The following is a 26,375-nucleotide window of genomic DNA, read 5'->3' on the forward strand; positions in this document are numbered from 1 at the left end:
ATTTCCGCCGACGTCCGCGTGGCGCCCCTGGCCGATGGCTGGCGAGATCGCACACCGTCCTCCTTCTTCTCCCCCGGCGGTGTCTTCGATCGCCGATCCTACGGCAGGGCGGGCCGATGTGCCCGCAGGCGCGAAGGGCCCGTCACACCGTGGTGTGACGGGCCCTTCGATCGTCGACTCAGGCGCCTGCGACCTTCGCGCCGGGCTCGACGGCGGTGCCGACCTTGCTGAACCGCAGGACGCCGTCCTCGACCGGTGCCTTGTGCATCAGCGTGCGGTCTCGGTAGTAGTTGTTGACCAGTTTCCAGGCGCCGCGCGCGCCCTGGCGGGGCATCTCGTCGTTGCCGCGCTGAATGTAGCCCGAGGTCAGGGCACCACCCATGAGCGACTCGTCGGCGTAGTCCTCGGGGTTGGCGTGCACCTCGAAGGTGGTGTAGCCGCGGTCGCGCATGATGTTGAGGACCCGGCACAGGTACGCCGCGGCCAGGTCGGCCTTCAGCGTCCAGGACGCGTTGGTGTAGCCGATGATCATCAGGAAGTTCGGGATGTCGGAGTACAGCACGCTCTTGTAGGCGACGGTCTCGTTGAACTTCACCGGCTCGTCATCGACGGACAGCTTGATTCCACCGAGCATCTGCACGTTGAGACCGGTCGCGGTGACGATGATGTCGGCCTCGAGCTCCTGCCCCGACTCGGTCAGAATGCCCTTCTCGGTGAACTTGGCGATGCGGTCGGTGACGATGTCGGCCTTGCCGCTCTTGAGTACCTTGAACAGGTCGCCGTTGGGGACCACGCACAGGCGCTGGTCCCATGGGTTGTAGCTGGGGGTGAAGTGGCGCAGGTCCACCTTCTTGCCGAGCTGCAGGCGCACCTGGGCCAGCATCAGCTTCTTGGCCAGCTCCGGGTTGGTACGCGAGAGCTGGAAGCTGGCGCGCTGCAGGGCGATGTTGCGGGCGCGGCCGATCTTGTAGGCGATCTGGTCGGGCACGCGCGTCTTCTTGAAACCGATGGCGACCGGGTCGTCCGAGGGCAGCGCCTGGATCCAGGTGGGCGAACGCTGCAGCATGGTGACGTGGGCGGCAGTGTCGGCCATCGACGGGATCAGTGTGATCGCGGTGGCGCCCGAGCCGATGACGACAACCTTCTTGCCGGCGTAGTCCAGATCCTCGGGCCAGTGCTGCGGGTGCACGATCTGGCCCTTGAAGTCGCCCTGACCGGGGAATTCGGGCTGGTATCCCTTGTCGTAGTCGTAGTAGCCGCTGGCGCCGACGAGGAAGTTGGCGGTCCAGGTCTCGGTCTCGCCGGTGGCCTCGACGACGGCGGTCACGGTCCACAGCGCACTCGAGCGATCGAAGTCGGCGCCGACGACCTTACGACCGAAGTTGATGTGGTCGGTGACGCCGTATTCCTTGGCGGTGTCCTCGACGTACTGGCGGATGCTGGCACCGTCGGCGAGCACCTTGGTGCCGATCCACGGGCGGAAACCGAAGCCGAAGGTGAGCATGTCGGAGTCGGAGCGGATACCGGGGTACTTGAACAGATCCCAGGTGCCACCGATGTTCTCGCGGCGCTCGAGGATCGCGTAGGTGCGTCCGGTCTGCTCGCGAGTGAGGTGACAGGCCGTGCCGATTCCGGACAGGCCAGCGCCGATGATCAGTACGTCGACATGCCGCGTCATTGAGGAAACTCGTTTCGTAGGGTCGCCACTCGAGCACCGTCGCCCGAGCCTCTCTTCGAGGTTACGTGTTTCGCATGGTTACGTCTAGTTATCCGGGTGCCCGGTGGCGTGTCGGGAGGCCCGGGACATCGTGACGCCCGCCATAAGGATCACACATCCTGTCGGCAGTCGATGCAACTGCGCAATCTGTGCCGCGGGAGCACCGCGATCATGCGATGACCTGGGAATCTGCGCGGCGACCAGACATGCACCCGGTGCACACTCGCAGTCAGCGTCGCTGGGGCCCAGCCGATTTCGGCACCGGATGCACCCGGGGTTCCACGTGAATCATGCCTCTACCAGCGCTTCTCACCCTCACGCGGCGGCCACGCGACCCGCCCCCGATACGCTCGGCGGGTGCCCCTCACCATCGGATTCGATCTGGACATGACGCTGATCGACTCACGTCCCGGAGTGTCGGTGGCCATCGATACGCTGGCTCGCGAATTCGATCTGCCGATGGTCGGCGCGCATTTCGCCGAGCGTCTGGGACCGCCACTGGCGACCCTGCTCGGCGCGGCGGGCGCGCCCGACGATCTCGTTCCGCACCTGGTCAGCCGGTATCGCGAGCTCTACCCCGCGGTGATCGCGAGCATCCCCGCACTGCCCGGTGCGGACGAGGCCCTCGACGTGGTCCGGTCCGGCGGCGGGCGCACCCTGGTGGTCACCGGCAAGTTCGAGCCGCACGCGCGCCTGCACGTAGACCACCTCGGCTGGCAGGTCGACCGGGTGGCCGGCGACCTGTGGGCCACCGGGAAGGCCGAGGTGCTGCGCAGCGAATCCGCCCAGGTCTTCGTCGGCGACCACGCGGGCGACATGCGCGGCGCCCGAGCCGCCGGCGCCCTGGCCGTCGGGGTGACGACCGGCCCCTACGATGCCGACGGCCTGCGCGACGCGGGAGCCGACGTCGTCCTCGACGACCTCACCCAGTTCGCCGACTGGCTCTCCGGCTACCTACGCACCCGCGGCTGATCGACCGAAAAGCACCGCGCGCCGGGAACGTTCGCAGGCCCCGTGCCCTGACCTGTCACCGGAGTCCGCCGGTGAGGTGATCGGCCACCGCGGGCAGCCACGCCTGCTGGTCGTTGCCCACGAGATGGTCACCGCCGGGAATGCGGAGGTAGCGGCCCCGGGGCGCGCGCTGGGCGAGCAGCGCTCCGTCGGTGACGCCGGGAACGACATCGGCGCCGCCGTCGACGACGAGCAGCCGGCACCGCACGTGGGCCGCCGAATCCGACAGGTCCACCGTTGCCGCGAAGGCAGCCGCGGCCCGCAACGACCCGGCACGGCGGGCCATCAGCTCGCGCACCGGGCCGGGCAGGTGCGCCCAGTCCAGCCGGGAGGGTCCGCTCACGCTGGCGGCCACGGTGATTCGCGGGTCAGCGGCGGCCGCGGCGGCGCCGTAGTAGCCGCCCAAGCTCAGTCCGACGACTCCGGCTCGTTCGATCCCCAGCTCGTCGATGACCGCGCTGATCACGTCGGGATAGGCGGCCGAAAGCGTCGTCGTCGCCAACCGCGTGCCCTGCCCCGGACCGTCCATCGCGAAGACCGCCGCGCCGCGCCGTATCAGTGCGTCGGCGAGCACATGGAATTCCTCCTTGCTCGAGTCGAGCCCCGGTACCACGATCACCGTTCCCACTGCGGGCCCGTTCGGCTCGCGCAGGATGCCGGTGAAGTCGCGGCCATCGATTCGGCGCACGCCCGCACTCAGCAGCGAAAACCCTTGCTCGCTGGTGAGATCGGCGGCGCGTGCGTGGTCGAGGTGGTGCGCGTCGGGCACGAGCGTGGCCAGATGCGACCAGCGGGCCGACAGCACGAGGTGGTCCCCGCGGGTGATCGCCGAACCCGCCGGGGCGTCGCGGTGCCGGTCGGCGGCCGCCGCGCAGGCGGGTGCCCAGTCGCCCGGTGCGGCGACACCGGCCAGTGCCCGGTGATAGTCGTGCGGGTCGATCCCGGCGCCGGTGGCCCGGCTGAACATCGCTTCGACCAGTTCGGTGCCCATCACGCACCACCCACGGTCTGTCTAGAAGAGTGCATGCCGCGATACAACCGCCGCGCGGCGGCATCGGGCCAACAACCGGACGCCGGGATCGACAACACCCGGTTGTCGTGGCCGGTCGGCGCGGTCATCGGAGCAGCGGGTTACGGTGCGGACGTGGATCTCGACCTGGCGGCTGTGCGCGCGTTCGTCCTGGCCACCGAAGAACGCCATTTCGGTCGCGCGGCCGCCGCGCTCGGAATCACTCAGCAAGCGTTGTCCAAGCGGTTGGCCCGGTTGGAGTCCACGCTCGGTGCCCGCTTGCTCGACCGCGGCCCCGACGGCGTGCGGCTCACCGAGGCCGGCACCCGGTTCCTCCCCGGCGCCCACGAAACGTTGGCAAGCGCGGATCGGGCCGTCGCGGCCCTGAACCCGCGCCGGCGGCCGGTGCGCGTCGACGTATGGGGTCATCTCTACGCCCCGCTGCGCACTCTCGCCCAGGTGGCCGACGCACCGGCGGTGACGCTGCAAACCGGCCACGGCCGCGACCTGCCCACGGTGGCGGCCGCGCTGGTCCGCGGCGATGTCGACGCCGGGTTCGGCCGGGTCCATCCGCCGCTGCCCGCCGCGCTGACCCACCGCCTGATCCGCTTGGAACCGGTCGACGTGGTCCTGAGCGCCGCGCACCCGCTGGCCGGTGCCACCGCACTGCGGCCCGACCAGCTGCGCGACAGCGTGTTGCACACTCCCGCCCCGCTGGAACGACTCGATTTTCTGGCCCGCTTCGCCGAACGGTTCCAGCTGTCCGAGCACCGCACCGCGCCCAATCTGGGCCTGCCCCCGCTGCTCGCCGGGCTCGTCACCGATCCGCGTGGCTGCACTCTGGTGCCCGCCGACATCGTTTTCCCCGAGGTGCCGGGTGTGCGCGCGGTGCCGCTGATCGACCCGACTCCGCTCTACGCGTGGTCTTTGCTCTGGCGCACGCAGCACCGCACACCCCAGCTCGACGCGCTGCTCACGGCTCTGGCGCACGCGGCGGGCGAGCGCCGGTGGCTCGAACACGACCCCGGCCGCGACTGGCTGCCCGCATTGTGATGTGAATCGCACCGAGCCGAATCCCGGTGCGGGGAGCCAACATTCCAGTGATACAGTCCGGCCAGTTTTTCGACGGGGAGGGAAGTCTCATCAACGCACTGCCGACGGTTCTGCGGCGCATCGGGTTCGGGGAGCCACGGTGACAACGAGCCGGACCAAATGGATCGTGTACGGCGCCTTCGCCGCTGTCTTCCTCGTGATCGTCTCGGTCGCGGTGTTCGTCGCGCTGCGTGACGACGACCCGCGCGAGTTCGTGGCCGAGCGCTATCTGCGTGCCCGCCAGCTCGATCAGGCCAACGACGGGCTCGCCTACACCGCCACCGCCGCACCGGCCGTCGTCGCCGCCACGATCGCCGAGGCCACCGATCCGCGGGACCGCCGCTCCACCGGTGACTTCCACTACCTGCGTTTCGACGACGACCTCATCGCGGTGTCCCCGCACGCCGGTGGTGCCCTCGTGCTGGTCGACAGCTGGGCCAACGGGTCGCGCCGCAATCACAAGCACGTCAGCGGCTACGGCTGGACCAGCGGTTCAGCGGCGGGCGACTACCGCGGCGGCGGCAGCGACAGCGGCGGTAAGTAGATCGTTCCGGGGCGTTCGCGCCGAACGGCACAGCCCACACAGCACAGCCCCCACAGCACAGGAGGACACTCATGCTCGCCGACCTGGCAGCGGACGCGGGCGCCGCATTCGCCTATTCCCTGGTGGGAATCGTTTTGATGGCCGTCGGTTTCGGCCTCGTCGACCTGCTCACGCCCGGCGATCTGCGCGCCCAGATCTGGCTCGAGCGCAACCGCAATGCCGCGATCCTGCTCGCGTCGAACCTGTTCGGCGTGGGGATCATCGTGGCCACCGCCATCTGGACCTCCGAGGGCAAGATCGCCCAGGCCCTGCTGGCCAGCGCGATCTACGGGGTGATCGGCCTGGCCGCGATGGCGCTGGCGTTCGTGCTGCTCGACGCGCTCACCCCGGGTGACTTCCGGGCCGTGGTCGCCGATCCCGAACCGCATCCCGCGGTGTGGGTCACCGCGGCGGCGCACATCGCGGTCGCGCTGGTGGTGGCCGCGAGCCTGACCTGATGCCACCGCACCGCCTGGCCAGGGCGGCGCTGTTGGCGACGGTGTTCGTCTGCGCCGCCTGCGGTCTGGTGTACGAACTGTCACTGGTCACCCTCGGCAGTTATCTGATCGGCGACACCGCGGCGCAGGCCTCGATCACCCTGAGCGTGATGGTGTGTTCGATGGGTGTGGGCGCGCTGGTGGCCAAGCCGCTGCGGCCGCATGCCGCGGCGGCGTTCGTGGCGGTGGAGCTGGCGCTGGCGGTGGTCGGCGGGTTGTCCGTCGCGGCGTTGTACGCCAGTTATGCCTGGCTCAACATCTACACCGCCGCGCTGGTGCTGGCGGCCGCGGTGATCGGGATGCTGGTCGGCGCCGAGATCCCGCTGCTGATGGAGTTGTTGCAGCAGGTACGTAAGCAGGCGGCCAGCAGCGCGGTCGCCGACCTGTTCGCCGCCGACTACGTCGGTGCGCTGCTGGGTGGTCTCGCGTTCCCGTTCCTGCTGTTGCCGGTGTTCGGGCAGATCCGCGGCTCGCTGGTGGTGGGTGTGGTCAATGCCGTCGCCGGTCTGGCGTTGGCGTTCTTCTTCTTTCGCGACCGGATGACGCGCACCGTACGGCATCTGCTGGTCGCCACCACCACCGTGGTCGCGTGCGGGCTCTCGGGCGCCTACGTCCTGGCCGACCGCTTCGAGGCCACCGCGCAGCAGGCGCTGTTCGCGCATCCGATCGTGTGGCAATCGCGCACGCCGTATCAGCAGATCGTGCTCACCGAGTCGTTCTCGCCGTTCGGCACCACCGACACCCGGCTGTTCCTCAACGGTGGATTGCAGTTCTCCTCGGTGGACGAGTACCGCTACCACGAGGCGCTGGTGCATCCGGTGCTGGCCGGATCGCGTGGCTCGGTGCTGGTGCTCGGCGGTGGTGACGGGCTCGCGCTACGCGAGATCCTGCGTTACCCCGACGTCGAGCGGGTGACGCTGGTCGAGCTCGACCCGGCGATGATCGAGCTGGCCCGCACCCACGAGCGGCTGACCGGCCTCAACCGGCACGCCTTCGACGACCCCCGGGTACAGGTGGTCACCGCCGACGCGTTCAGCTGGCTGCGCGGTGCGCCCGGGCTTTTCGACGCGGTGATCGTCGATCTGCCCGACCCCGACCAGACTTCGGTCGCCAAGTTGTACTCCCAGGAGTTCTACGCGATGGCCGCCAATGTGCTGGCACCCGGCGCCCGCATGGTCGTGCAGGCCGGTTCCCCGTTCTTCGCGCCGCGCTCGTTCTGGACCATCGACGCCACGGTGCGCGCCGGTGGCCTGCAGACGACGCCCTACCACGTCGACGTGCCGAGTTTCGGTGACTGGGGTTTCCTGCTGGCCGCCCCAGCACGGCCGCCCGTGCCCGCCTTGCGGCCACCACACCCGCTGCGTTCCCTCGACGCGCGCACTCTCGACGCCGCCACCGTGTTCGCCCCCGACCGCCGCGCGGCCGACCCGCCGGTCTCCACGATGATGCACCCGGTGATCCTGAACCTGCAGCGTCAGGAATGGCATTGACCACGATCGAAACCACAGTGGGTGATACAGCTCACCTACAGTGGGTAACACTGACTTACCGATGCGTGCCCGACTCGAGCAGGAGACCCGATGTCTGCCACCGCGAAACTCGATCCTGTGGTCGAAGTGTTCGTCGACGCGCTCAACGCCCAGGACGCCGACCGGTTCTACGGCGTGCTGGCCGAGGACGCGACGATGTCCGACAACGGCGTGGAACACAATATCGCGCCCTGGGCCGATGCCGAGATCTTCAGTAGCAACGGGCATCTGGAGGTGGACACGGTGGAGCAGGACGGACTGGCCTTCGCCGCCGACTTCACCAACAGCCGTGGCGGTTCGCTGCCCACCACCTGGCGCTTCGTCGTCGACAACGGGCTGATCAGCCGATTCGAGACCGGGCAGGCGTGAGCGGCGAACTACTCACCCCGCGCTACGGCGACGGTTCGCTCGCCGATCTGCTGCCCTCGGTCCTGGGCTGTCTGGGTGTACCCGGCGAGACCGACCGGCTCGGGCTCGCGCTGGATGTCGATCACGTCTGCGTGCTGCTCGTCGACGGTCTCGGCGCCACCGCGCTGGCCGCCGAAGCCGCTGCGGCACCGTTCCTGTCGAGCTCGGCCCCCACCACGCTCACCGCCGGCTTCCCGAGCACCACGGCGACGAGCCTGACCACCCTCGGTACCGGCACGCCGCCGGGCGAACACGGCATCCTCGGCTATCTGCTGCGCCTGCCCGAACAGGAACGCCTGTTCAACACCCTGCGCTGGCAACTGACCGGGCAGGGCCCGGCGGTCGACGCGCTCACCGCCTTCCCGCCCGAGCGAATCCAGCCCCAGCGCACCGTCTTCGAACGCGCCACCGCCGCCGGGATCACCGCGATGCAGGTGGCGCCGAGCTATCAGGACGGTTCGGGGCTGACCAGAGCCGGGTGGCGTGGGGGCGGTTTCCGCCCGACGTATTCGGTCGGCGATCTCGTCGACGGTGTGCTGAACGCCCTCACCTCGGCACCGAGAACGCTGGTCTACACCTATCATTCGGAGCTCGACACCACCGGGCACGTGCGCGGGCCGAATTCGCGGGCCTGGCGGTTCGAGCTGGCCAACGTCGACCGGATCGCCGCCGAACTCGCGACGCGGCTGCCGCCGCGTTCGGCGCTGCTGGTCACCGCCGACCACGGGATGGTCGAACTGGTCACCCGCATCGACTTCGACACCCACCCGCGCCTGTCCGAGGGTGTGGTCGCGCTCGGCGGCGAACCGCGCGCCCGCCACGTCTACACCGCCGACGGTGCCGCCGATGCCGTCGCGAGCATCTGGGCCGAGGTGCTCGGCGACGAGTTCGTGGTGCGGACGCGGGATCAGGCCGTCGGGGCGGGCTGGTTCGGGCCGCGGGTAACTCCCGATGCCCTCGCCCGGATCGGTGACCTCGTCGTCCTGGCCTGCGGTGACGGGGGTGTCGTGCGCAGCGGTGCCGAACCGTTGCAATCGATGATGGCCGGTCATCACGGCTCGCTCACCGCGGCCGAACTGCTCGTACCGCTGCGCGTTCACTGTGGCTGAGGACCCACCCCCTAGTCTGTAGCCGACTCGGTGCGTCGACGCGCCGAGCGAGACTTTCAGGAGGAACCATGCACGCCAACACCAGAACCGGCGCCGTCGCGGTGGGCTTCGCGGTGCTGGCGGCACTCGTGAGCGGCTGCACCGATGTGGAGCGGCTGCTCAATCAGGGTGGTGACACACCGTGCCGCGACTACGTGAACCAGGAACCCGACACCAAGCGGATCACGATCACCAAGGCCATCAAGGAGCGCACGGCCACCGACAACGAGCCCTCGGGCACCCAGGTCGATGCGATGATCTTCCAGGTGGACCTGCTGTGCGCGGGTCAGCGCAACATCGACACCCCGATCAAGAACGCCGACATCGCCGGGCTGTTCCTGAACAAGTAACCGACCGCACGTCAAGTCGGCGCGACAGCCCACGGTGCGCCGACCCGGCGGTCGCGGGCAAACAGCGCACACGACGGTCGCGCACCTGATAAACAGGAAGCGCCACACCGGATTCGCGTGCGAGCCGGTGCGTCACCGACGAGCAGGGAGTGGACCGTGGGCGCACACGACGACCCGATCGCCGAACCGCCCGCGCCGCCCGACCGCCTCGCCGACTATCGCGGCGCGATCGAGAAGCAGTGGAATCGCCTCACCACGCCGTCCCGCCTGGTGCAGGTCCCCGGCGACACCGGGCCGGTGCGCCGGGAAGTCGCCCGGTCCTGGCAGCGGTCCCTGCACACCGTCGACCCCGGCCAGACCGTGGCCCCGGGTTTCAATGACATCAGCGACCGCTGGTCGGAATCCCCGTTGCGCAGGCCGATCACCGAGCTGGCCGGCCAATTGCGCGGCATCGCCGAGGATTCCGGATACCTCGCTGTCGTCAGTGACGAATCGGGCACCATCCTGTGGACCGCGGGCGACCGCAAGCTGCGCCGCCAAGGTGAGCAGGTGAACTTCGCGCCCGGCGGGGTGTGGGACGAAAGCCACATGGGCACCAACGGTCTGTCGCTGGCCCTGCACGACGACCGGGCCTGCACCGTGTTCTCCGCCGAACACCTCGTCGCCGCCCTGCACGGCTGGGTCTGCTACTCCGCACCCATCCACGGCCCCGACGGCAGGCAAGTGGGCGTGCTGGATCTGTCCTCGTCGTGGGAACGGTCACATCCGATGGTGATGACCTCGGTGCGGGCGCTGGTGACAGCGGTGGAGACCATGCTGCGCGCCGAAGCCCCCAAACCCGCGCCGGGCGTGCGACTCGAATGTCTCGGTGCGGCCCGGCTGTTGCGCGACGGTCGACCCGTGCCGCTGCCGCCGCGCCAACTCGAGATCCTGGCCCTGCTCGCCCTCGAGCCCGAGGGGTACACCCCCGAACAACTGCACGCCGCTGTCTACGGCGACCGGGCAGTGTCGCTGAACACCCTCAAAGCCGATGTCTCGCATCTGCGCCGGGCGACCCGCGGCGACATCGCCAACCGCCGCTACATGCTCACCGGGCCCGTGTCCTGCGATGCGGTGGAGTTACTGGCCGCCGTCGAGGGTGGCGACCTGACCTCGGCACTGTGGCTGTATCGGGGGCCACTGCTGCCCGGCTCGGATCTGCCCGGCGTGCACCAGTGGCGCGCCCACCTCGATGTCGGCATCCGCAACGCGGTGCTGGGCAGCGACCGGCCCGAGCACGCCGTCGCGTTCGGGCAGCGCTGCCCCGGTGATGTGGCCGTGCACGAGCACGCCCTGCGCCTGCTACCCCGCGACGACGTCCGCCGCGCGGTGGTCACCGCCCGTCTGTACACCGCGCGCCAGGGCTGACCTGGGCGAACACCGTCACCAACCTCGTACCAACCTTGGCCGACCATAGTGTGTGCCACCACGCACTGGTCGCGAGGAACGAGGCGCATGATCTACGGCAAACCCGGATCGGACACCGGCATAGTGAGCTATGCCGCCCGATACGACAACTTCATCGGAGGTGACTGGGTCGCGCCCATCGAGGGGCGCTATTTCGACAACACCTCGCCGGTCGACGGCGAGACGTTCTGTGCGGTGGCCCGCTCCACCGCCGCCGACATCGACATGGCTCTCGAGGCGGCCCACCGGGCCCGCCCGGACTGGGCGGCCACCTCGGTCGCGCAGCGGGCCGAGATCCTGCTCACCATCGCCGACCGGATCGAGAACAGCCTCGAACCGCTGGCCGTCGCCGAAACCTGGGACAACGGCAAACCGGTTCGCGAGACACTGAGCACGGACCTGCCACTGGCCATCGACCGGTTCCGCTACTTCGCCGGGGTGCTGCGCGCCCAGCAAAGTGGCATCTCCCAGCTCGACGCCGACACGGTCGCCTACCATTTCCACGAACCGCTCGGCGTCCTCGGCCAGCTCATCGGATGGGATTTCCCCATCCTGACCGCCGCCTGCCATCTCGCACCGGCGCTGGCGGCGGGCAACTGCGTGGTGCTCAGACCGGCCGAGCAGACACCGGCCTCCCTGCTGCTGGTCGTCGAGTTGATCGCCGACCTGCTGCCGGCCGGAGTGCTCAACGTGGTCAACGGGTTCGGTGCCGAGATCGACGAGCCACTGGCGTCGAGCCCGCGGGTGAACGGACTCACCTACACCGGCGACGCCGCCACCGCCGGATTGATCATGCGATACGCGAGCGAGCACCTCGTCCCGGTGTCGCTGGACGTGAGCGCCAAGAGCTGCAACATCTTCCTGCCCGACGTACTCGCGGCCGATGACGAGTTCCTCGACAAGGCCGTCGAGGGGTTCGTGATGTTCGCCCTGAACCAGGGCGAGGTGTGTACGTGCCCGGCACGGGCACTGATCCACTCGTCGATCCACGACGAGTTCCTCGCCCGATGCATCGCCCGTACCGAGGCCGTCGTGTCCGGTCATCCACTCGACACCGAGACGATGATCGGCGCGCAGGTCGGCAACGACCAGTACGAGAAGATCTTGTCCTTGTTGGACATCGGCAGAGCCGAAGGCGCCCGCGTGCTCACTGGAGGGGAAGCACGCAAGGTCGACGGACTGCCGGGTGGGTACTACATCGAACCCACCGTCTTCTCCGGTGACGACACGATGCGGATCTTCCGGTCCGAGCTGCTGGGACCGGTTGTCGCGGTGACCCGCTTCGACACCGTCGCCGAGGCGGTCCGCATCACTGACGACACCGGTCACGGCCTCGGTGCGGGCGTGTGGACCCGCGAGACGAACACCGCCTACCGGATCGGCCGCGCGGTGCGCGCGCGCCGGGTCTGGACCAACTGCTGTCCCGGCCACCCCACGCACCATGGCATGACGCTCGAGCATCATCAGCAGACCAAGAACCTGCTGGTGGGCTATTCGACGACGAAACTCGGGATGTTCTGATGCAGAACCGGATCCACCGTGTGGAGATCACCGAACGCGCCCAGACCCTGCTGCGCCGCCTGATCGAGGACAACGGCCCGGTCTTGTTCCGGCAGGCCGGCGAGTACGACAGCGCACCGGTGTGCCTGTCCGCCAAACAGTTCCCGATCGAGAAGGCCGACGTGCTGCTCGGGCGACTCAGCTGGCACACCGAGTTCTGGGTCACCCCGGAACAATTCGAATCCTGGAAGAACACTCACTTCACCGTCGACGTGGTGCGCGGCCAAGCGGTCGAGCAGTCGCTCGAGGCGGGGCACGGGTTGCGATTCGTCTTGCGCGCCAGGCAGTTGACCGAGGCGGAGAACGCGGCGCTGGCCGCCGCACCGCCCCCACGAACCGGCGCCGACCGCACGCTGTAGCGGCGCCACCCAGACCTGACCTGGCCGACCCTTCCCGGCACGACCAGGCCACGGCGAGCCCCCGCCGACTAGGCCCATTGTGGCTCAGCCGGCGGGGCGAGCTCGCTGATCTCCAAATCCGGTCTCGCTCAGCGAGACAGACACGACAACACTGCAACGATTCCGTTACGTTATGGCGATGTTCTTAGCGAGACTCGGTGTTCGCACCCGGATTCTGGCGATCGCTCTCATACCCAGTCTGGCCCTGGCGGTGGTCGGCGTCGGGACGGCGGGCTACCTGGTCGAAGAGAGCAACAAGGCCAAGGAGTGGGCGTCGCAGATGCAGGCGGCCGTGCCCTACACCCGAGAGTTGATCGAAGCGGTCCAGTCCGAGCGTCAGCTCACGCTGGCGCATCTGGCCGGTGACGAGACCGCGATGGGCGCGCTCGGTCCCGCCCGCACCCGCCTGGACGCGGCATTTCTCGGCCTGATGGAGATCTCGGAAGGTATCCGCGCGGTCGACGACACCGATATCGGTGACGACAAGGGCGGCTTCGCCACCCTCGGAACGCATCTGGCCGGCGTCCGCGACGGTGCCAACGCCGGCATGCTGCCCGCACCCGACGCCTACATGTTCTACAACCGGCTCCTCGATGTGTTCAGTGAGGGCACCAAGGTCGCCGAACGCGCCGCACCCGACGCGATGGTGGCCTCCGGTGTCGCCGAGGGCATGCGCGTGCTCAATGCCGCCGAGGCGATGTCGCGCAGCAACGCTCTCGCGATGGCGATGGTCGCCGCCGACGGTCCCACCGCCATCGGGCTGGACGAATTCACCCGCCAGGCCGGCTTCTATCACAACGAAATCGCCAACGTCACCGCCGAACTCGACGAAGCCCAGCGCACCGAGATCGAAGCGCTCACCGCCTCGACGAGCTGGCAGCAGCTCAGCGCGATGGAGTCGGCGCTGGTGCAGCGCTTCGCGCGGGCCGACACCGAAACGACCGGCACCGGGTCCAGCAGCAGGCAGACCAGCACGCCCGAGCTGCCGCTGGCCACTGCCGAATGGCAGCACGCGGCCACCGAGGTCAGCCGCGGCCTGCTCGACACCTACACCGCGCACAACCGGCATGTGCAGAAGATCGCCGAGGACTCCGCCAAGCGGGCCGAGGCCACTGCCGCGGCCGCCGGTGGCGGCGTGATCGCGCTCAGCCTGCTCGTCTTCCTCGTGGCGCTGGTGCTGGCCAATCGGATCATCCGCCGCCTGCGCCGCCTGCGCACCGAGACGATGAAACTGGCCGACGAACAGTTGCCCGCCACCATGCGCACCCTGCGCGAGGGCGGCGAGGTCGACCCGGCCGACACCGCCCCCAAGCTCGACTTCGGGCACGACGAGATCGGCCAGGTCGCCAAGGCGTTCGAGCACGCCGCCTCGGCCGCGCTGCGTGCGGCGGTCGACGAGGCTCGCACCAGGGAAGGCGTGCGCGCGGTGTTCCTCAACATCGCCCACCGCAGCCAGATCGTGGTGCACCGCCAGCTCGAGATCCTCGACGAAGCCGAACGCCGCCAAGAAGACCCGGCCCTGCTCGAAACCCTGTTCCGGCTCGATCACCTGGCCACGCGCGAACGCCGCAACGCCGAGAATCTGATCATCCTCGGCGGCGGCCGGCCGGGACGCCAGTGGCGCAACCCGATTCCGGTGATGGACGTGGTGCGCAGTGCCATCGGCGAAACGCTCGACTACGCCCGTGTGCGGGTGACCAAGCTGCCCGAGGTCAGTGTCGTGGGCACCGTCGTGGCCGACCTCGTGCATCTGCTCGCCGAACTCGTCGACAACGCCACCGCCTTCTCCCCGCCGCAGTCGCGGGTCGAGGCCGGCGGCAACATCGTCGGCAAGGGCGTGGTCGTCGAGATCACCGACCAGGGCATGGGTATGAGCGACGAGGACCTCGCCCGCTACAACGACATGCTGTCCGACCCACCGGACTTCGGTGTCGGCACGCTGTCGTCGGACTCGCGCCTCGGCCTGTTCGTGGTGGCTCGCCTGTCCACCGCGCACGGCGTCTCGGTGCGCCTGAGCGAATCCGATTACGGCGGCATCCGGGCGATCGTGCTGATCCCGCAGCAGCTGCTCGCCGGTGCGCCCGACACGGCGACCCTGCCGCCCGCGATGACCGGCCCGCTGCGCCGCGGCCTGCCCGCACCCCAGGACAGCGACCCCGCGACGGCTGCGCAAGACTCGGCCGCCCCCGTGGCGACGCTGGTCGCCGAGCCGCCGACGCGCCCGGCGCCGGCCCAGGAGAACCGCCCTGCGCCGACCTACGAGGGTGACGAGCGGCCCGCGCTGCCGCGCCGCAACCGGCAGGCCAACCTCGCGCCCGAACTCGCCGAACCCGTCGACGAAACGCCCGCGGCGCCCGAGCGCCCGCGCTCGCCGGAGCAGGCGCGCGACATCATGTCCGCGATCGAGAACGGCACCAGGCAGGGCCGAAAGCCCCACAACACAACGCATCAGGACGAACAGGAAGGCTGAGGTGAACTCTCCCCAGACAGGTGATCTCAACTGGCTGCTCGACGATCTCGTCGAGCGGTTGGCCGGGGTACGCTACGCGGTCGTTTTGTCCACCGACGGATTGCTGCTCGGACGCTCCTCGCAGATGAAGCGCGAGGACGCCGAGCACTTCGCCGCCATGTCGTCGACCCTCTACGGTCTGGCGCGCAGTGCGGGCAGCCGTTTCGACGGCGGTGGCGTGCGCCAGGCCGTGATCGAGCTCGATCGTGCCGTGCTGTTCGTCACCTCGGCGGGCGAGAACGCCTGCCTGGCACTGCAGGCCAACGAGTCGGCCAATCTCGGCATGGTCGCCTACGAAATGAATCTCACCGTGCAGCGGGTCGGCAGCTATCTGTCGACCGAACCGCGGCACGGACTTGCGGAGCTATAGGAAGCGTCAACATGACTCGACTCGGTGATCCGTGGTTCGACGACGCGGCCGGACCCCTGGTCCGGCCGTACGCGGTGACCCGCGGCCGCACCATGGGTGCGGCGCACGACCTGGACATGCTCACGGTGGTGGTGGCCGTACACCCCGCCCCCACCCTGCGTCGTCCGGAACCCGAATATGCGACGATCGCACGACTGTGCAAGAGTCCGCAGTCGGTGGCCGAAGTCTCGGCCGTGCTGAAACTCCCTCTGGCGGTGACCAAGATCCTCGTCGGTGATCTCATCGGCGAGGGTCATCTCATCTTCCGGGCTCCGGTAGCGGCCGAGGCCGGTGCCGGTGACCTCAACATATTGCGAGCGGTTCTGGATGGCATCCGAAAACTTTGACCCGACGTCCGTGGGCGGCCAGCATCTGGCGGCCTCGGTCAAGATCCTCATCGCCGGCGGCTTCGGTGTCGGCAAGACCACCATGGTCTCCTCGATCAGTGAGATCGCGCCGCTGCGCACCGAGGAGCTGATCACCGAGGTCAGCTCCGGCGTCGACGACCTGTCGGGGGTGGAGCAGAAGTCCACGACCACCGTGGCCCTGGACTTCGGCCGCATCACCATCGACAACGACCTGGTGCTGTACCTGTTCGGTACGCCCGGCCAGGACCGGTTCTGGTTCCTGTGGGACGAACTGTGCCGTGGCGCCCTCGGCGCGATCGTGCTCGCCGACACCCGCCGGTTGAGCAATTCCTTTGCCGCCGTGGACTTCTTCGAACGTCGCGCGCTGCCGTTCCTGATCGCGGTGAACTGCTTCGACGGCGCGCCGCGCTACACCGTCGAAGAGGTGCGCGACGCACTCGACCTGGGTCCGAACACCCCGGTGATCCTGTGCGACGCGCGCGATCGCCCCTCGGCCAAGGCGGTGCTGACCCATCTGGTGGAGTACCTGATCGATCGCGCCACCCGCACCCCCGTCACCACCTGAGATCGGGCGGTGCGCTACGCCGAGCCCGGCGCGGCCACCGCCCGTTCCGCGGCTCGGCTCGTCTGCTCCCAGGCCGACCAGGTGGCCATCTTGGCCCGGGTGAGGTCGAAAGCCAGGTCGTAGACCATGTCGCCGAGCAGCAGCCGCCGTGGCGGTTCCTCGGCGTCGACGAGCCGCAGCAGCGCTTCGGCCGCGAGTGCGGGTTCGCTGTCGACCGAGCCCTCGGCCCACTGTGCTTCGAGCTGGGCGCGCAACGGCGCGTAGGCGTCGACCGGTGTGGTGTTGTGCATCGCGGAGTAGAGCTCGGTCCAGTACCCGCCCGGCTGCAAAATACTGACCCGCACACCGAATTCGGCGGCTTCCAGTGCCAGGGCCTCACTCATGCCCTCGAGGGCGAATTTGCTCGCCGCGTACATGCCCGACAGCGGGAACCCGGCGAGCCCGCCGATGCTCGAGACCTGCACGAGGTGTCCGGACCGTTGGGCACGCAGGTGCGGCAGCACCGCTTGACTCACCCACAGCGCGCCGAAGAAGTTCACCTCCAGCTGGGCACGGGCTTCGGCTTCGGTGAATTCCTCGATCATGCCCATCGACAGGGTGCCCGCGTTGTTGACCACGATGTCGAGGCGACCGAAGTGCGTGACCGCGGCGTCCACCGCGGTCACGACCGCGGCGCGGTCGGTGACATCGAGTGTGAGCGGCAGTACCCGGCCCGGGTGGGCGGCGGCGAGCTCGTCCAGCGCGGATCGGGTGCGTGCCGCAGCCGCGACCCGGTCGCCGGCCGCCAGCGCCGCTTCGGCGAAAGCCCGGCCGAGGCCGCGGCTGGCGCCGGTGATGAACCAGATGCGGGGGGTGGTGTTGCCGGCGGTGTTCATAGCGGTCCTCCTTGTCCAGACGAGACGCGACGTCTCGTCTTGTGCCTACAAAGATGCCTCCGCTCCGCCGACTTGTCAAGACGCAACGTCTCGTCTCTTCTTGGTAGCATGCGGGTCATGAGCGAGCAGGCGAAACCTACGGCCCGGCAGTCGGCGGACGCTACCCGGCGCAACGAAGACTCCCGCCGCGCGATCCTGCGCGGGGCCTTCGAACTGGCGGGCGAGACCGGCTACGCCAAGCTCACCATCGAAGCGATCGCCGCCCGCGCGGGCGTCGGCAAGCAGACGATCTACCGATGGTGGCCGTCCAAGGGCGCGGTCCTGCTCGACGCGTTCCTGATGCTCAGCGAAGCGGACGACGAAGAGGCGGCCCTGCCCGACACCGGCGACCTCGAAGCCGACCTGAAGCTCGTCCTGCGCGCCACGGTGGCCGAACTCGCCGATCCCCGCTTCGATCTCCCACTGCGCGGCCTGACCAGCGCCATCATGCACGATCAAGTGCTGGCCGAAGCGTACGTGCAACGGTTACAGGGCCCCGTCGACGACCTCAAACGCCGCAGGCTCGCCGCCGCGCAGGCAGCGGGCGAACTGGCCGAAGACCTCGACCTCGACGTCGCGATCGCGATGATCTGGGGCCCGCTCGTGGACCGATGGCTGCTGCGCACCGGCCCGCTCACCGCCGAATTCGCCGATCACGTCGTGGAATACGCGCTGCGCGGACTGCGAGCCAACCGGCCCGGATCGGCCGCGCCCCGAAAGTGACCTCGCGGGAGAAGATCCGCCCGTGGACGGGTCCGCGCGCGACGCGATCGGGCTAGCGTGAGGGAGCCGGTTCAGCAGAAGGCGGGAAAGCCATGGACAAGACCATCGCACGACAATGCACCCTGTGCGAGGCGCACTGCGGAATCCTGGTGACAGTGCGGGACTCGGAGGTCACCCGCATCGAGGGCAACCCCGACGACGTACTGTCCAAGGGCTACATCTGCCCCAAAGCGACGGCCATGGGTGGCCTGCACCACGACCCGGACCGGCTACGCACCCCGGTGCGCCGCGTCGGCGACGCGTTCGAACCGATCAGCTGGGACGCGGCCTTCCGCGAAATCGGGCAGCGATTGCGGGCGATCCGATCCGCGCACGGACCCAGCGCGATCGGGATGTACCTGGGTAATCCGGCCGCGCACAGTTCCTCGGTCATGTACGGCGCACTGCTCCGCGCCGCGCTGCTGACCCGCAACTTCTTCACCGCGTCCTCGATCGATCAGTTCCCGCAGGAATTCGCCGCCTGGCGGATGTTCGGTTCCAACGTGCTCATGCCGGTCACCGACATCGACCGCACCGACCGACTGGTGGTGCTCGGCGCCAATCCCGCGGTGTCCAACGGGTCGATCACCACCATGCCCGGCGCGAAACTGCGCATCCGCGAGGTCGGCAAGCGCGGCGGCACGGTGGTCGTGATCGATCCACGGCGCACCGAAACCGCCCGGCTGGCCGACGAACATGTGGCGGTGCGGCCCGGCGGTGACGTGTTTCTGCTCTTGGCCATGCTGCATGTGCTCGTCAGCGAGGCGCTGTGCGACGAGCGGGCCGTGCGAGCGCAGTGCGCGGGCTGGGACGAGATCACCGCCCTGGTCGCCACGACGACACCCGATCGGATGGCCCCACTGGCCGGCGTCGACGCCGGCACCATCCGGCGGCTGGCCCGCGAGCACGCGGCCGCGCCGTCGGCGGTGATCTACGCACGGATCGGCGTGTGCCAGCAGGTGACGGGCACGCTCACGCACTGGCTGGTGAACACGATCAACGCGACCACCGGCAACCTCGATCGCGCGGGCGGGCAGATGTTCGCCACGCCGGTGGTCGATGCCGCCCGCTACGCGAAGTATCTGCCGATGGGGCACGGCGCGTGGACCGATCGATCCGGCACGCACAAGTCGTTCCGCACCGAACTACCGGTCGCGGCGCTCGCCGCCGACATCAACGCTCCCGGACCCGGTCAGATCAAGGCGATGATCACCTACGCGGGCAACCCGGTGCTGTCCACCCCGCAAGCCGGTACCCTCGACGCCGCGTTGGCATCGCTCGAGTTCTATGTGGCCGTCGACATGTACGTCACCGAGACGACCCGCCACGCCGACATCATCCTGCCGCCGATCTCGGCGCTGGAACGCGAGGAACTCAATCTGTTGTTCCCGATCTTCAGCGTCCGCAACAACGCCCGCTACGACGCCAGGGTCTTCGAGCCGCCCGCCGACGGGCTCGAGGACTGGCAGATCTTGGCGCGCTTGGTGACCGAGGTAGTTCCGCTGCCGGCACGCACCCTCACCGGCCGCGCGCTCAACGCCGTGTTCGCCCAGCTCAGTCCACTTCGATTGACCGCGGCGGCCATCGCGGCCGGGCCCTACGGCGTGCTTCGCCGCGGCCGAAAGGGCTTGACGCTCGGCAAGATCCGCGACACCGCGGGCGGCGTGGATCTCGGTCCGCTGCGCCCACGGCTGCCCGAACTCATCGGCACCGACGATCGGAAGGTCCAGTTGGCGCCCACGGACTTCCTGGCCGCGGTGCGCACCGTCCTGGACGACGCGGCCACGCCGACCGAACCCGGCTACGACTTGCAACTCATCGGCCGACGTCATCTTCGCAGCAACAACTCGTGGCTGCACAACATCCCGGCGATGGTGAAGGGCCGCGACCGCTGCACAGTACTCATGCACCCCGACGACGCCGCCGCGCGTGGCCTGGCCGAGGGCGACCCGGCAAGCGTCGAGTCCGCGGTCGGCGCGATCGTGGTGCCGGTCGAGATCCGCGATGACATCCGCGTCGGCGTGGTCGCCGTCCCGCACGGATGGGGCCACCGCGAGCCCGGCGTCGGGTGGACCGTCGCCGCCGCGCTGCCGGGGCGAAATGTCAACCTGCTGCACGACCCGGCTCGCACCGACCCGCTGTCGGGGACCTCGGCCGTCAACAACACCTGGGTGCGGGTACGCCCGAGCGCGGGCGAGGACCCGGCCTCGGGACGGAAACCCGAGGTCACCGCCACACCCCGGTGAACCCCGGGGCGGGAACGGCGGACCCGGCGGTGCCTTGGGCAGCTCGCGGCCGGATCAGCGGAAGCGCAGATCCGCGGTCGCCAGACCGAAGATCTTGCGACCACCGGATTTGGCCACGATGGCGATCACGGCGGTGCGGGTGGCCGGGTCGAGGGACTTCACGCGCCCGGTGTATTCGATCTGGCCGCCCTCACGGTCGACGATCGTGTAGTTCGACAGCCGCACACCGTAGCGGGTGACCGCGCCCGGATCACCCGACCAGGTGGACAGGAAACCCGCGCCCAGGCCCATGGTGAGCATGCCGTGGGCGATGATGTCGGGCAGGCCGGCGAGCTCGGCGATGCGCTCGTCCCAGTGGATCGGGTTGCTGTCGCCGGACACTCCCGCGTAGTTCACCAGGTCACCGCGTGACACTCGGGCATCGCGCAGCGGCAGTTCGTCGCCGACGGTCAGGTCGTCGAACGACATCGTGGTGCCCGGTACCCGCGCGGCACCGGCGGCCGAGAGCTGGATCCGACCTTCCGGGCGCACCGGCTTCTCGGTCTCGGCCGCAGGCGTCTCGTCCTTGTCGCGGCCGAACACCTTCACGCCGTGGACCATCACGTTCTCCACCGCGCGGGTGATCTCGGGGTCCACGCCGTCGTCGCCGGTGATCCCGACGACCGTGGTGTGCATGATGTGCACCGTCTCGCCGGATTCGTCGGCGAAGGTGTTGGTGACGGTGATCAGGTCCTTGCCCGCGATCCGGCGCACCGAGGACAGCTCCACGTCGACGCGCAGCCGGTCACCGGCGACGATCGGCTTGTGCTGCTCGAAGACCTGCTCGGTCTGCACGAACATGTCGTAGCCGATGACCACCGCCTCGAACAGGTGCCGGTTGGCCGCCATCGCCGGAATGGAGACGAAGGTCAGCGGGGCCACCAGGCCGGAGTACCCGAGCGCGGCGGCCGCCTCGTCCTCCCAGTGCGCGGGGTGGAAGTCCTGGACGGCCCGTGCGTACTCACGCACCTTCTCGCGGCCGACCTCGTAGACCTCCTCCACCCGGTAGTAGTGCCCTACCTTGGACGCGGTATCAGGGGCATCGACCACGGAAGTCACTATGGATCACCTTCGTTCGGGGAACGGACTTCCGGCAGGGTAGCCGACGCGCTCACTCACCGGGTAGACCATGGCACACTTCACAGCCCACGGGCACCGATCGGGTGGGTCGTCACCGGACTCCCGTAGACCGCGCGCTCCGGGCCTCGCCTCCGCATATGCGTCAAAGTCGTTTGTTCCACTAACTTTACGGGGTGCTAGGACATTCTCATGCGACGAGCGGAGCGCTCGCCTGGGCGGGCACCGCCGCGGCGTTACCGCTCACCGTCGCCGCTTTCCCCCTGTTCGCCGACGACGCACCGCGATTCGGAGTCGCGGAACTGATCATGGGCGCGCTGCTCACCGCGGGCGCCGCGCTGCTGCCGGACGCGGACCATCCCCACGGAACCATTTCACATGTGCTCGGACCGGTCACCCACCATTTGTGCCGGTTCATCTCCTGGGTTTCGGGTGGACATCGCCACGGCACCCATTCACTGCTGTTCGTGGTGGCCGCGGTGGCCACGACCTGGGCGGGTGAACACTGGCTGGGCAGACCGTTCACCCTGAGCGTGGTGTTCTTCCTGCTCGCGCTGGCCGTGCGGTCGCTGCATCTGTGCCCGCCCGGCAAGAGCGTGCGCACCTACGGCACCGTCGTCGTCCTCGCGGGGGCGGGCACCTTCGCCGTCGACCACTGGATCGTGGATCGGCCGGCCTGGTTGCCGATCTGCGTGGGCCTGGGCTGCCTGGCCCATTTGATCGGCGACTGCCTCACCGAGCGCGGTTGCCCACTGCTGTGGCCGTTGCCGATGCGCACACGAGTGCCCGTGATCGAGCGCACCGGCAACCGGGTCGAGACCTGGGTGCTCTCACCGCTGTTCGTGCTCGGCGCGATGGCCGGGCTCTGGTACGCGATCACCCAGTTGCCGTGACTTCGGGCTGTCATCAGGACGGCGGGCACTCCCCCGCCGTCCTGAGCCGGTCTTTTCCAAGAGATCGCCATGGAGCATTTACATATATAAATGCGCATATCCGAGTATGACAATGGTTTGTGCGGCGCCACCGCCACGGGAGCAAAAGCTCGACATATGTCCCGAACCCGTCCCTCCGGCCCAACATTTGAGTGCACAGTTGTACTCTCAGCCGTGTGACCGAGCAGCTCCCCCAACGCCACGCCGAAGTACAGGCGCTCACACGACTGGCCGGCGACGAGTTCGTCGGCGCGGTCGACGGCATCGCGAACATCCATCGGGCCCTCTCCGACCGGGTGTTCGCGGCGGTGCGGCTGGGCGTCGGCCCGGCCGCGGACCCGGTCAAGGCGGTGCACGACGCGATCACCGACAGCGTCTACGCCGTGGTCGGCGGGACCGGCTATGTCGTGGGTGAGGTGGCGAGCGCGGTACAACTACCCGGTGCCACCGCACCCTCGCGCACCGTGTGGGGCGCGGGCGTGCTGGCCACCCTGCAGGGCCTCATCGGTGACGCCCTCCAGGACGACACCCCGATCCTGGCCTCCCCCATGACCATCCGCCTCGACGGCGAACCGATCCCGCCCGAACTACTGGCCGCCCACGTCGCCGTGCCGACCACCCGGCTGGTCGTCCAGCTACACGGACTGGTCGAGACCGAACACCACTGGCGCCTGGGCGGGCGCCCCACCTACGGCGAACGCCTGGAAAACGATCTCGGCTACACCCCGGTCTTCCTCCGCTACAACACCGGCCTGCACATCTCCGAGAACGCGGCCCAACTCGACGAGCTGCTCACCCGGCTCGTCACGAACTGGCCGCTGCCGGTCCACGAGATCTGCCTGGTCGGCCATTCGATGGGCGGGCTCGTGGCCCGCGCGGCCTGCCACCTCGCCGACGAGGCCGACCACGCCTGGGTGCGCTCGGTGCGGCAGGTGGTCTGCCTCGGCTCGCCGCACCTGGGTGCGCCGCTCGAGCAGTTCGTCCACTACGCCGCGGCCGCGCTGGACCGATTGCCGGAGACGCGGCCGCTGAGCAAGCTGTTGCGCAGGCGCAGCGCGGGCATCCGTGATCTGCGGCAGGGTTCGCTCGTGGACGAGGACTGGCGCGATCTCGACGTCGACGCCCTGCGGGCCCGCGCGGTGCGGGAGGTCCCGCTGATCCCGGGCGCCGAGCACTATTTCGTCACCGCCACGGTCACCCACAGCCCGAAGCACCCGCTGGGCCTGGTCATCGGCGACGGCATGGTGCTCACCGGCAGCGGTTCGGGCGTCGGACGCACCCGCCGGATCGGCTTCGAGGCCGGCAACGGGTTGCACGTGCCCGGCGCCAATCATTTCAGCCTGCTCAACCACGAAGCCGTGTATGCCGCGTTGCGCGGTTGGTTGTCGGGTCGGCCCCGCCACCCGGTCCAGGTGGATACCCTGGTTCCATGACTCTCGACCACGGCGACCCCGGCGACGCACCGGCCATCCCGCTGCCGACCACTCCCCTGGCCAACGACGCGCGCCCTTCGGCGGCCGAAGAAGCCAGAACGATTGCGGCCGCGACCAATACGGGCACCCTCGCGAGCCTGACGGCCGACGGCGCACCGTGGGCGTCGTTCATCACCTATGGGCTGCTCGACGGCGCCCCGGTGCTGAGTGTGTCGCGCCTGGCCGAGCACGGGCGCAATCTGGCCGCCGATCCGCGCGCCAGCATCGCGATCGTGACACCCGACATCCCGGCCGATCCGCTGGCCGGTACCCGGATCACCCTGGCCGGGCACGTCGAGCGACCGACCGGCAGCGAGGCCGAGGCGGCGCGGGCGGCGCATCTGGCGGCGATCCCGGCAGCCAGGCACTACATCGACTACAGCGATTTCACGCTGTGGGTGTTGCGGGTGGAGCGGGTGCGCTGGGTCGGCGGGTACGGACGGATGGATTCGGCCTCGGCGGCGGACTACCTTGCCGCCCAGCCGGATCCGATCGTGCCGCACGCCGCACCCGGTATCGCCCACCTCAACGCCGACCACGCCGCGGCCCTGCTGGCGATGGCCCGCCGCCTCGGCGGGTTCCCCGACGCCACCACCGCGAGCTGCGAACGCGCCGACCGCTACGGGCTCGAACTGCGGGTCGAGTCACCGCGCGGGGTGGCACGCACCCGGGTCGGTTATGCCGCACCGATCGCCGAGGTCGCCGAATTGCGGGCGGCCACCGTCGAATTGGCGCGCCGGGCCCGTGCCGCGGCCGATCAGGCCTCGTAGAGCTCCAGCGGCAGCTCGTCGGGATCGAAGAAGAACGCCATGCGCTTGCCCGTGTACTCGTCGATGCGCAGTTCCTCGGTCCGCACGCCACGCGCGCGCAACTCGGTGAGCGTGGCCGCGACGTCGTCGACCACGAAGGCGAGGTGACGCAGGCCCGCCGCCTCCGGGCGGGTCGGGCGCGGTGGCGGGTCGGGGAACGAGAACAGTTCTACGCGACAACCACCGGGCAGCGCGATGTCGAGCTTCCAGGAATCGCGCTCGGCCCGATAGTGCTCGGCCACGACGCTGCCGCCGAGGGTCTCGGTGTAGAACCGCTTGGAGCGGACGTAATCGGTGGCGATGATCGCGACGTGGTGGACACCGAGGAAGCCGACCATCTCAGACCCAGAGGGTGGCGACGAAGACGTTCACAATGGCGAGGCCACCGGCGGCGTCGGTCATCCAGTCGATCTGCTTGCCCCGCTTGGCATCGCCGCGCCCGATCTCGGCGAAGGCGGCCACGGCCACGGCGATGACGAGTTTCACGGCCAGCTTGGTGGTGTCGGGTTCCTTGTCGAGCGAATCGATCCCCGAGGCCATACCGGCCAGGATCACGCCGGTGATCAGCTGGGCGCGCGCGCCCCACACCATCAGCTCCGAGACCACCGGCCGCGCGGCGACATAGCCGCCGACGACCGCGGCCATGCCGAGCAGATGAGTGAGTACCACCAGGTTGTAAACGAACTCCATGAACAGCGAGCGTAGTAGAACCGGAAAACGGCCGGTACCCGAAGGCAGCGGCCGTTTCTCACCGGGTTCTCGCTGTGGTCAGTGCGCCGGTTGATCCAGCATGTGCGCGTCCTTTCGGACGCCGAACGAGGTGAAGATCTCCATGATGCCGATGACGATCAGGAAGATGCCGACGACCCACACCAGGGTCGCGACCGAACTGATCGGCCACACGATCAGCACGACACCGGCCAGGGCACTGACGATGCCGTAGAAGGTCTGCCAGCCGCGCCCGGGCACATTCGACTCCGACAGCGCGGCGAACAGCAGGGCGATGCCACGGAACAGCCAGCTGATGCCGATCCACAAGCCCAGCAGCACGATCGAGGTGAGGTCGTCCCGGAAGCAGAAGATGCCGATGATCAGCGAGAGCACACCGCTGATGAAGGCCAGCACCCGAAAGCTGGTGCTCGGCAGATGCGTGAACGCGGCGATCAGCTGAAAGACGCCGCTGGCCACCATATAGATACCGAACAGCACTCCCGCCACGAGCAGCGAAGCGCCCGGCCACACGAGCACGATGATGCCGAGAATCACCGCGAGGAGGCCGGTGACCAGCATTGTTTGCCAGGTTTTCTTGGCAAGAGCCGCTATTGGGCTCTCCAGCACGGTATTTGTCGTCATGACGAGATGTTATGCCCGGGTGCTCTCATTTTCTGGAAATTAGCTGGAGCTGTAATCGTGTCGCTGCCCGGCCCATCGCGCTGACCGGGCGCCGGGCCGTGGTCGGTGGCGCGCGACACGTCATTGCCTCGACAAACGTTTGGCGCGTTCCGGCGCCGGGTAGGAGAAGGGA

27 protein-coding genes are annotated in these 26,375 nt (G+C 68.9%); 20 read left to right on the plus strand and 7 right to left on the minus strand.

Going from position 1 to position 26,375, the window contains the following annotated elements; translation table 11 throughout:
• Positions 1-178: 178 nt before the first annotated feature.
• Complete coding sequence (locus ACFO5K_RS19980; protein WP_378565010.1) at positions 179-1,678, minus strand: flavin-containing monooxygenase; 1,500 nt, start codon at positions 1,676-1,678, stop codon at positions 179-181.
• A gap of 396 nt (positions 1,679-2,074) precedes the next feature.
• Between ACFO5K_RS19980 and ACFO5K_RS19985 the strand changes: the two genes are divergently transcribed.
• The gene (locus tag ACFO5K_RS19985) at positions 2,075-2,689 is read left to right on the plus strand and encodes an HAD family hydrolase (RefSeq protein WP_378565013.1); all 615 of its coding nucleotides are present in this window, start codon (positions 2,075-2,077) and stop codon (positions 2,687-2,689) included.
• Between the two features lie 55 nt (positions 2,690-2,744).
• Here the strand turns inward: ACFO5K_RS19985 and ACFO5K_RS19990 are convergent, their stop codons facing one another.
• A complete protein-coding gene (locus ACFO5K_RS19990) occupies positions 2,745-3,719 on the minus strand; it encodes an alpha/beta hydrolase family protein (RefSeq protein ID WP_378565016.1) in 975 nt (324 codons plus the stop codon).
• Positions 3,720-3,752: 33 nt separating this feature from the next.
• Here ACFO5K_RS19990 and ACFO5K_RS19995 point away from each other — a divergent pair, with 33 nt between their 5' ends.
• The 14 genes from ACFO5K_RS19995 to ACFO5K_RS20060 all read left to right on the plus strand — a co-directional run bounded on the left by ACFO5K_RS19995 (position 3,753) and on the right by ACFO5K_RS20060 (position 16,599).
• Complete coding sequence (locus ACFO5K_RS19995) at positions 3,753-4,790, plus strand: LysR family transcriptional regulator (RefSeq protein WP_378565019.1); 1,038 nt, start codon at positions 3,753-3,755, stop codon at positions 4,788-4,790.
• 139 nt (positions 4,791-4,929) lie between these two features.
• Positions 4,930-5,373 (plus strand): DUF4247 domain-containing protein, encoded by a 444-nt coding sequence (locus tag ACFO5K_RS20000; RefSeq protein ID WP_378565022.1) that lies wholly within the window; start codon positions 4,930-4,932, stop codon positions 5,371-5,373.
• Positions 5,374-5,444: 71 nt separating this feature from the next.
• Positions 5,445-5,870, plus strand: a complete 426-nt coding sequence (locus ACFO5K_RS20005) for a DUF350 domain-containing protein (protein ID WP_378565025.1) — start codon at positions 5,445-5,447, stop codon at positions 5,868-5,870.
• Entirely contained in the window at positions 5,870-7,399 is a 1,530-nt protein-coding gene (locus ACFO5K_RS20010) for a polyamine aminopropyltransferase (protein WP_378565028.1), read from the plus strand. Before ACFO5K_RS20005 ends, ACFO5K_RS20010 begins: the two co-directional genes overlap by 1 nt.
• Positions 7,400-7,489: 90 nt before the next feature.
• A complete protein-coding gene (locus tag ACFO5K_RS20015; protein ID WP_378565031.1) occupies positions 7,490-7,807 on the plus strand; it encodes a nuclear transport factor 2 family protein in 318 nt (105 codons plus the stop codon).
• On the plus strand, positions 7,804-8,955 hold the full coding sequence (locus ACFO5K_RS20020) for an alkaline phosphatase family protein (protein ID WP_378565034.1): 1,152 nt from the start codon (positions 7,804-7,806) through the stop codon (positions 8,953-8,955). The genes ACFO5K_RS20015 and ACFO5K_RS20020 overlap by 4 nt, the downstream gene beginning before the upstream one ends.
• A gap of 68 nt (positions 8,956-9,023) precedes the next feature.
• A complete protein-coding gene (locus ACFO5K_RS20025; RefSeq protein ID WP_378565036.1) occupies positions 9,024-9,344 on the plus strand; it encodes a hypothetical protein in 321 nt (106 codons plus the stop codon).
• A gap of 156 nt (positions 9,345-9,500) precedes the next feature.
• Positions 9,501-10,751 (plus strand): transcriptional regulator, encoded by a 1,251-nt coding sequence (locus tag ACFO5K_RS20030; protein WP_378565039.1) that lies wholly within the window; start codon positions 9,501-9,503, stop codon positions 10,749-10,751.
• Positions 10,752-10,838: 87 nt separating this feature from the next.
• Positions 10,839-12,311: an aldehyde dehydrogenase family protein gene (locus ACFO5K_RS20035; protein ID WP_378565042.1), complete on the plus strand. Its 1,473-nt coding sequence runs from the start codon at positions 10,839-10,841 to the stop codon at positions 12,309-12,311.
• Complete coding sequence (locus ACFO5K_RS20040; RefSeq protein ID WP_378565044.1) at positions 12,311-12,709, plus strand: DUF779 domain-containing protein; 399 nt, start codon at positions 12,311-12,313, stop codon at positions 12,707-12,709. Before ACFO5K_RS20035 ends, ACFO5K_RS20040 begins: the two co-directional genes overlap by 1 nt.
• Positions 12,710-12,887: 178 nt before the next feature.
• Positions 12,888-15,218 (plus strand): sensor histidine kinase, encoded by a 2,331-nt coding sequence (locus ACFO5K_RS20045; RefSeq protein WP_378565047.1) that lies wholly within the window; start codon positions 12,888-12,890, stop codon positions 15,216-15,218.
• Position 15,219: 1 nt separating this feature from the next.
• Entirely contained in the window at positions 15,220-15,627 is a 408-nt protein-coding gene (locus ACFO5K_RS20050; protein ID WP_378565049.1) for a roadblock/LC7 domain-containing protein, read from the plus strand.
• A gap of 11 nt (positions 15,628-15,638) precedes the next feature.
• Complete coding sequence (locus tag ACFO5K_RS20055; protein ID WP_378565052.1) at positions 15,639-16,013, plus strand: DUF742 domain-containing protein; 375 nt, start codon at positions 15,639-15,641, stop codon at positions 16,011-16,013.
• The gene (locus ACFO5K_RS20060) at positions 15,994-16,599 is read left to right on the plus strand and encodes a GTP-binding protein (protein ID WP_378565055.1); all 606 of its coding nucleotides are present in this window, start codon (positions 15,994-15,996) and stop codon (positions 16,597-16,599) included. The genes ACFO5K_RS20055 and ACFO5K_RS20060 overlap by 20 nt, the downstream gene beginning before the upstream one ends.
• 14 nt (positions 16,600-16,613) lie before the next feature.
• Here ACFO5K_RS20060 and ACFO5K_RS20065 read toward each other — a convergent pair whose 3' ends face one another.
• Entirely contained in the window at positions 16,614-17,474 is an 861-nt protein-coding gene (locus ACFO5K_RS20065) for an SDR family NAD(P)-dependent oxidoreductase (protein ID WP_378565058.1), read from the minus strand.
• 117 nt (positions 17,475-17,591) lie between these two features.
• Between ACFO5K_RS20065 and ACFO5K_RS20070 the strand changes: the two genes are divergently transcribed.
• The gene (locus ACFO5K_RS20070) at positions 17,592-18,236 is read left to right on the plus strand and encodes a TetR/AcrR family transcriptional regulator (RefSeq protein WP_378565061.1); all 645 of its coding nucleotides are present in this window, start codon (positions 17,592-17,594) and stop codon (positions 18,234-18,236) included.
• Positions 18,237-18,328: 92 nt separating this feature from the next.
• The gene (locus ACFO5K_RS20075) at positions 18,329-20,521 is read left to right on the plus strand and encodes a molybdopterin oxidoreductase family protein (protein WP_378565064.1); all 2,193 of its coding nucleotides are present in this window, start codon (positions 18,329-18,331) and stop codon (positions 20,519-20,521) included.
• 54 nt (positions 20,522-20,575) lie between these two features.
• On the opposite strand, the gene ACFO5K_RS20080 is transcribed toward ACFO5K_RS20075, so the two are convergent.
• Positions 20,576-21,619: a fused (3R)-hydroxyacyl-ACP dehydratase subunits HadA/HadB gene (locus tag ACFO5K_RS20080; protein WP_378565067.1), complete on the minus strand. Its 1,044-nt coding sequence runs from the start codon at positions 21,617-21,619 to the stop codon at positions 20,576-20,578.
• 194 nt (positions 21,620-21,813) lie between these two features.
• On the opposite strand from ACFO5K_RS20080, the gene ACFO5K_RS20085 reads away from it, so the two are divergent.
• The 3 genes from ACFO5K_RS20085 (at position 21,814) to ACFO5K_RS20095 (ending at position 24,811) form a co-directional block, all read left to right on the plus strand.
• Positions 21,814-22,530 (plus strand): metal-dependent hydrolase, encoded by a 717-nt coding sequence (locus ACFO5K_RS20085; protein WP_378565070.1) that lies wholly within the window; start codon positions 21,814-21,816, stop codon positions 22,528-22,530.
• 215 nt (positions 22,531-22,745) lie between these two features.
• Positions 22,746-24,002 (plus strand): lipase family alpha/beta hydrolase, encoded by a 1,257-nt coding sequence (locus tag ACFO5K_RS20090; protein ID WP_378565073.1) that lies wholly within the window; start codon positions 22,746-22,748, stop codon positions 24,000-24,002.
• Positions 23,999-24,811, plus strand: coding sequence for a HugZ family pyridoxamine 5'-phosphate oxidase (locus tag ACFO5K_RS20095; RefSeq protein ID WP_378565076.1), 813 nt, complete (start codon positions 23,999-24,001; stop codon positions 24,809-24,811). Before ACFO5K_RS20090 ends, ACFO5K_RS20095 begins: the two co-directional genes overlap by 4 nt.
• Here the strand turns inward: ACFO5K_RS20095 and gloA2 are convergent.
• The 3 genes from gloA2 to ACFO5K_RS20110 form a co-directional block, all read right to left on the minus strand.
• The gene (gene gloA2, locus ACFO5K_RS20100) at positions 24,799-25,188 is read right to left on the minus strand and encodes an SMU1112c/YaeR family gloxylase I-like metalloprotein (protein WP_378565079.1); all 390 of its coding nucleotides are present in this window, start codon (positions 25,186-25,188) and stop codon (positions 24,799-24,801) included. The two genes, ACFO5K_RS20095 and gloA2, sit on opposite strands and share 13 nt — an antisense overlap.
• 1 nt (position 25,189) lies before the next feature.
• The gene (locus tag ACFO5K_RS20105; protein WP_378565081.1) at positions 25,190-25,540 is read right to left on the minus strand and encodes a hypothetical protein; all 351 of its coding nucleotides are present in this window, start codon (positions 25,538-25,540) and stop codon (positions 25,190-25,192) included.
• A 78-nt stretch (positions 25,541-25,618) separates the two neighbouring features.
• Positions 25,619-26,203: an HdeD family acid-resistance protein gene (locus ACFO5K_RS20110; protein ID WP_378565084.1), complete on the minus strand. Its 585-nt coding sequence runs from the start codon at positions 26,201-26,203 to the stop codon at positions 25,619-25,621.
• Between the last annotated feature and the right edge of the window lie 172 nt (positions 26,204-26,375).

The organism is Nocardia halotolerans (genome assembly GCF_042650145.1).
GTDB lineage: Bacteria > Actinomycetota > Actinomycetes > Mycobacteriales > Mycobacteriaceae > Nocardia > Nocardia halotolerans.

Bases quoted from the DNA above. Each gene is read 5' to 3' on its own strand.
- ACFO5K_RS19980 (WP_378565010.1), bottom strand. From the start codon at position 1,678: ATGACGCGGCATGTCGACGTACTGATCATCGGCGCTGGCCTGTCCGGA.
- ACFO5K_RS19990 (WP_378565016.1), bottom strand. From the start codon at position 3,719: ATGGGCACCGAACTGGTCGAAGCGATGTTCAGCCGGGCCACCGGCGCC.
- ACFO5K_RS19995 (WP_378565019.1), top strand. From the start codon at position 3,753: ATGCCGCGATACAACCGCCGCGCGGCGGCATCGGGCCAACAACCGGAC.
- ACFO5K_RS20005 (WP_378565025.1), top strand. From the start codon at position 5,445: ATGCTCGCCGACCTGGCAGCGGACGCGGGCGCCGCATTCGCCTATTCC.
- ACFO5K_RS20010 (WP_378565028.1), top strand. From the start codon at position 5,870: ATGCCACCGCACCGCCTGGCCAGGGCGGCGCTGTTGGCGACGGTGTTC.
- ACFO5K_RS20015 (WP_378565031.1), top strand. From the start codon at position 7,490: ATGTCTGCCACCGCGAAACTCGATCCTGTGGTCGAAGTGTTCGTCGAC.
- ACFO5K_RS20025 (WP_378565036.1), top strand. From the start codon at position 9,024: ATGCACGCCAACACCAGAACCGGCGCCGTCGCGGTGGGCTTCGCGGTG.
- ACFO5K_RS20035 (WP_378565042.1), top strand. From the start codon at position 10,839: ATGATCTACGGCAAACCCGGATCGGACACCGGCATAGTGAGCTATGCC.
- ACFO5K_RS20040 (WP_378565044.1), top strand. From the start codon at position 12,311: ATGCAGAACCGGATCCACCGTGTGGAGATCACCGAACGCGCCCAGACC.
- ACFO5K_RS20045 (WP_378565047.1), top strand. From the start codon at position 12,888: ATGTTCTTAGCGAGACTCGGTGTTCGCACCCGGATTCTGGCGATCGCT.
- ACFO5K_RS20055 (WP_378565052.1), top strand. From the start codon at position 15,639: ATGACTCGACTCGGTGATCCGTGGTTCGACGACGCGGCCGGACCCCTG.
- ACFO5K_RS20060 (WP_378565055.1), top strand. From the start codon at position 15,994: ATGGCATCCGAAAACTTTGACCCGACGTCCGTGGGCGGCCAGCATCTG.
- ACFO5K_RS20065 (WP_378565058.1), bottom strand. From the start codon at position 17,474: ATGAACACCGCCGGCAACACCACCCCCCGCATCTGGTTCATCACCGGC.
- ACFO5K_RS20070 (WP_378565061.1), top strand. From the start codon at position 17,592: ATGAGCGAGCAGGCGAAACCTACGGCCCGGCAGTCGGCGGACGCTACC.
- ACFO5K_RS20075 (WP_378565064.1), top strand. From the start codon at position 18,329: ATGGACAAGACCATCGCACGACAATGCACCCTGTGCGAGGCGCACTGC.
- ACFO5K_RS20095 (WP_378565076.1), top strand. From the start codon at position 23,999: ATGACTCTCGACCACGGCGACCCCGGCGACGCACCGGCCATCCCGCTG.
- gloA2 (WP_378565079.1), bottom strand. From the start codon at position 25,188: ATGGTCGGCTTCCTCGGTGTCCACCACGTCGCGATCATCGCCACCGAT.
- ACFO5K_RS20105 (WP_378565081.1), bottom strand. From the start codon at position 25,540: ATGGAGTTCGTTTACAACCTGGTGGTACTCACTCATCTGCTCGGCATG.
- ACFO5K_RS20110 (WP_378565084.1), bottom strand. From the start codon at position 26,203: ATGACGACAAATACCGTGCTGGAGAGCCCAATAGCGGCTCTTGCCAAG.